Annotated in this window: 3 protein-coding genes and 4 pseudogenes; 1 reads left to right on the top strand and 6 read right to left on the bottom strand. The window is 44.2% G+C overall.

All coding sequences use genetic code 11. The annotated features are described in order from the left end of the window. The 5 genes and pseudogenes from HMPREF2606_RS10455 to HMPREF2606_RS11280 form a co-directional block, all read right to left on the bottom strand. A pseudogene (locus HMPREF2606_RS10455) lies at nucleotides 1-227 on the bottom strand (hypothetical protein); the annotation flags it as partial. A 137-nt stretch (nucleotides 228-364) separates the two neighbouring features. Beyond that, nucleotides 365-755 (bottom strand): annotated as a pseudogene (locus HMPREF2606_RS10450) (hypothetical protein). Between the two features lie 2 nt (nucleotides 756-757). Then, nucleotides 758-859 (bottom strand): annotated as a pseudogene (locus HMPREF2606_RS10845) (HNH endonuclease); the annotation flags it as partial. Between the two features lie 38 nt (nucleotides 860-897). Continuing rightward, a complete protein-coding gene (locus tag HMPREF2606_RS10445) occupies nucleotides 898-1,284 on the bottom strand; it encodes a hypothetical protein (protein WP_070583431.1) in 387 nt (128 codons plus the stop codon). Between the two features lie 2 nt (nucleotides 1,285-1,286). Beyond that, entirely contained in the window at nucleotides 1,287-1,832 is a 546-nt protein-coding gene (locus HMPREF2606_RS11280; protein WP_283120635.1) for an HNH endonuclease, read from the bottom strand. A 141-nt stretch (nucleotides 1,833-1,973) separates the two neighbouring features. Here HMPREF2606_RS11280 and HMPREF2606_RS11275 point away from each other — a divergent pair, with 141 nt between their 5' ends. Next, nucleotides 1,974-2,180, top strand: a complete 207-nt coding sequence (locus tag HMPREF2606_RS11275) for a hypothetical protein (RefSeq protein ID WP_234395980.1) — start codon at nucleotides 1,974-1,976, stop codon at nucleotides 2,178-2,180. Between the two features lie 136 nt (nucleotides 2,181-2,316). On the opposite strand, the pseudogene HMPREF2606_RS10430 reads toward HMPREF2606_RS11275, so the two are convergent. Next, a pseudogene (locus HMPREF2606_RS10430) lies at nucleotides 2,317-2,804 on the bottom strand (transposase); the annotation flags it as partial.

Genomic DNA, 2,804 nt, shown 5'->3' with positions numbered 1-2,804 from the left:
TAGGGGATTTTGGGGAATTTTGCAAAGGTCTCAGTTAATTCATTATTGCCAAATTCAGGCTCAGGAATAATTCTGAAAACAAGGACTCCGGCTTTTTTTTCAAAATTTGATACAGAAAAAAAGTTATTTATTTCTTTAATGTTAGGATTTTCTAAAATAGGAATTTGGATTCGTTCTCCATTATCTGTAATAAAAAATCCGCCAAAAACAATTGTTGATGCTTTCATTGTAGCCGTCTGCCGTTTTGACCAAGGTGCTGCCGTGGAAGGAGCAGGTGTGGGATTTTTGAAGAACTCAGTTCTCAATATTCCGTTTCAAATGAAGGAAAGGTCGTCTGATGTTTTTCAGACAACCTTTTTACCCTTTAAAGCGGAGGCAGTTCTACAAATGGAAAGAAATGCTGAAACTTCTGATAAATTTCAGGATGTTTTTCTAAGGCTTGTAACGCTTTTTCTTTTGAAACGGGAGGGTCATAGACATCTATACCCCTTAAGAAGGCAATACCCGTCAAGGCATTTTTTTTTCGATTTTGATAGGCTGTAACTCGAAACAAAACCTACAATATTGTCAATATCGGCAATTACCCCATCGAAATCCGCCAAGTCAAAAATATAAAAAGGGGTGTCCTCAATGGGCATATCGCGTATTACTTGTTCAATCCATAACTTGAATTCATTTAAATCAATAGATTGAGAGAATAAGCATTTAATTGCAAATCCTAAATCATCACTATCCTCTTTTATGATTTTCCACATAGTCACTTTCCTTTACTCATCGCTTCCCAACCAATATGGCCGGTATCATGATGCAAGTCTTCACCAATCAATTGCATCCTTCCTGTATCTTGATGATGATGCCAAAGGTCGTCTGATGTTTTTCAGACGACCTCATTACCCTCTAAAGCGGAGGCAGTTCTACAAATGGAAAGAAATGCTGAAACCTCTGATAAATTTCAGGATGTTTCTTTAAGGCTTTTAATGCTTTTTCTTTTGAAACGGGAGGGTCATAGACATCTACCCCCCTTAAGAAGGCAATGCCGGTTAATGCGTCATCTTGATCTTTAGATAAGTCTGAATTCGGAACAAAATCCAAAATATTATAAATATCTCCTACTCCTTCAAGATCAATTAAATCAAAAATATAAAAAGGTATATTATCAATAGGCATATCTAAGACAACCTTATCCAACCATAATTTAAATTCTTGCAAATTAATTGCTGCCGATAATAAGCAATATGTTGCAAAACTTAAATCTTGACCTTGCTCTTTCGTAATTTTCCACATAATTATCTTCCTTTATTCATCGCTTCCCAGCCGATATGACCAGTATCATGGTGAGATTTTTCAGGTACAAGCTGCATACGTCCGGTATCCTGATGATGATGCCAAGTATAATCCGGTATTTTAGATTCTCCTTTTTCAATTGCCCTTAATTGTTCTGTGTTAAAGCTTGATTTGCGAACCTGTCCTTTCCTAATGGCTTCCGCCAAATCTTTGGTTGCCAGCCTCATTTGTCCTGTCGAACTCTTAGACCTGAATTCTTGAATATCAAGCTTCGTATCATATTTCACGTGTTTCTCAAAATTTGGAAATCCTTTACTGTCAAACGGCACCCCGGTCTTCGGGTGGCTTTGGTTTGCCAGTTTGACATTTTTGCCGTTTGACGGCGGTACTGTCGAGGATTTGACATTTTGTTTGCCGTAACGCTGTTCCAATTCCGTTCTGACAGTGCGGGAGTGGTACGGTGAATCATAACTGTACCGTCCTTGTTGGGCTTGGGAAAAATTTTCCCCGACAGGTGCTTTCCCTTTCGGCAATGCAACTGCGCCCATCTGCGACTGTTTGACGGTGCTTGCACCTATACCACCCCAGTCGTATCGGGTTCGAGCATATGCGGCTGCGCTGCGTTGGGCGGCGCGTTGGATAATGCCGTCGAATCGGCCGCCGCCGTAACCTGCGTGTTTGGCGACGGGATGCGGCTGGTGGCGGTGGCGGTGAAGTACCGCGCCGATGTGTCTGCCGCCGTGCTTGAGCCGTCGCAATACGGCGTGGCGGGGCGCACGGTGGAGCGCGTTTATGTGGCGCAAAGTACCGCTGTATCAGGGCAACGGCGCGATTGCGTGGGCGTCACCCGAATTTCAGGCGCAGCATCCCTGCTTTGTGATTGCGCCCGAGTTTGACGAAATTATTATGGACGATACCAGCACCGCGTCCAACTATCTCGATGCCACTATCAACCTAATCAAACACTTGAAAACCAAGTTACCCATCGACGGCAAACGGCTCTACACCACCGGCCAGTCGGGCGGCGGTATGATGTCGATTGCGCTTCGTTTGCACTTCCGTCAGCGGACGGTTGCGGTGGGCTTTGCGCATAATGCCGTCCAGTAACTGATGCTCTTTCAGATGTTTCTGGTTTTCCTCACTGTCATAGCCTTTGTTGGCATAGACGGTCTCACCTTCGGCTATCCCTTCCAACAAAGGAGACAGGTGTTTGCACTCATGGGTATTGGCGGGGGTAATATGCAGTTTCTCGATATAGCCTTCCGCATCGGTGCGGGTATGTTGTTTGTAACCGAGTCTGTAGAGGCCGTTTTTCTTTGTCCAACGAGCATCTTTGTCTTTGCTCGGTGTGGTTTGGCCGCTGACTTGTCCTTTGTTATCGACTTCTATAGCCTGACGCTGTTTGCTGCCGGCGGTCTGAATAATGGTGGCGTCAATGACGGCGGCGGATGCTTTCTCTATTTTTAAGCCTTTTTCGGTCAATTGGCGGTTAATCAGTTCCAGCAATTCGGACAGGGTGT

The organism is Neisseria sp. HMSC070H10, from assembly GCF_001837635.1.
Lineage (GTDB): Bacteria > Pseudomonadota > Gammaproteobacteria > Burkholderiales > Neisseriaceae > Neisseria > Neisseria subflava_A.
The sequence above is the reverse complement of the archived record's forward strand: the minus strand, read 5'-3'. Positions and strand labels throughout refer to the sequence as shown.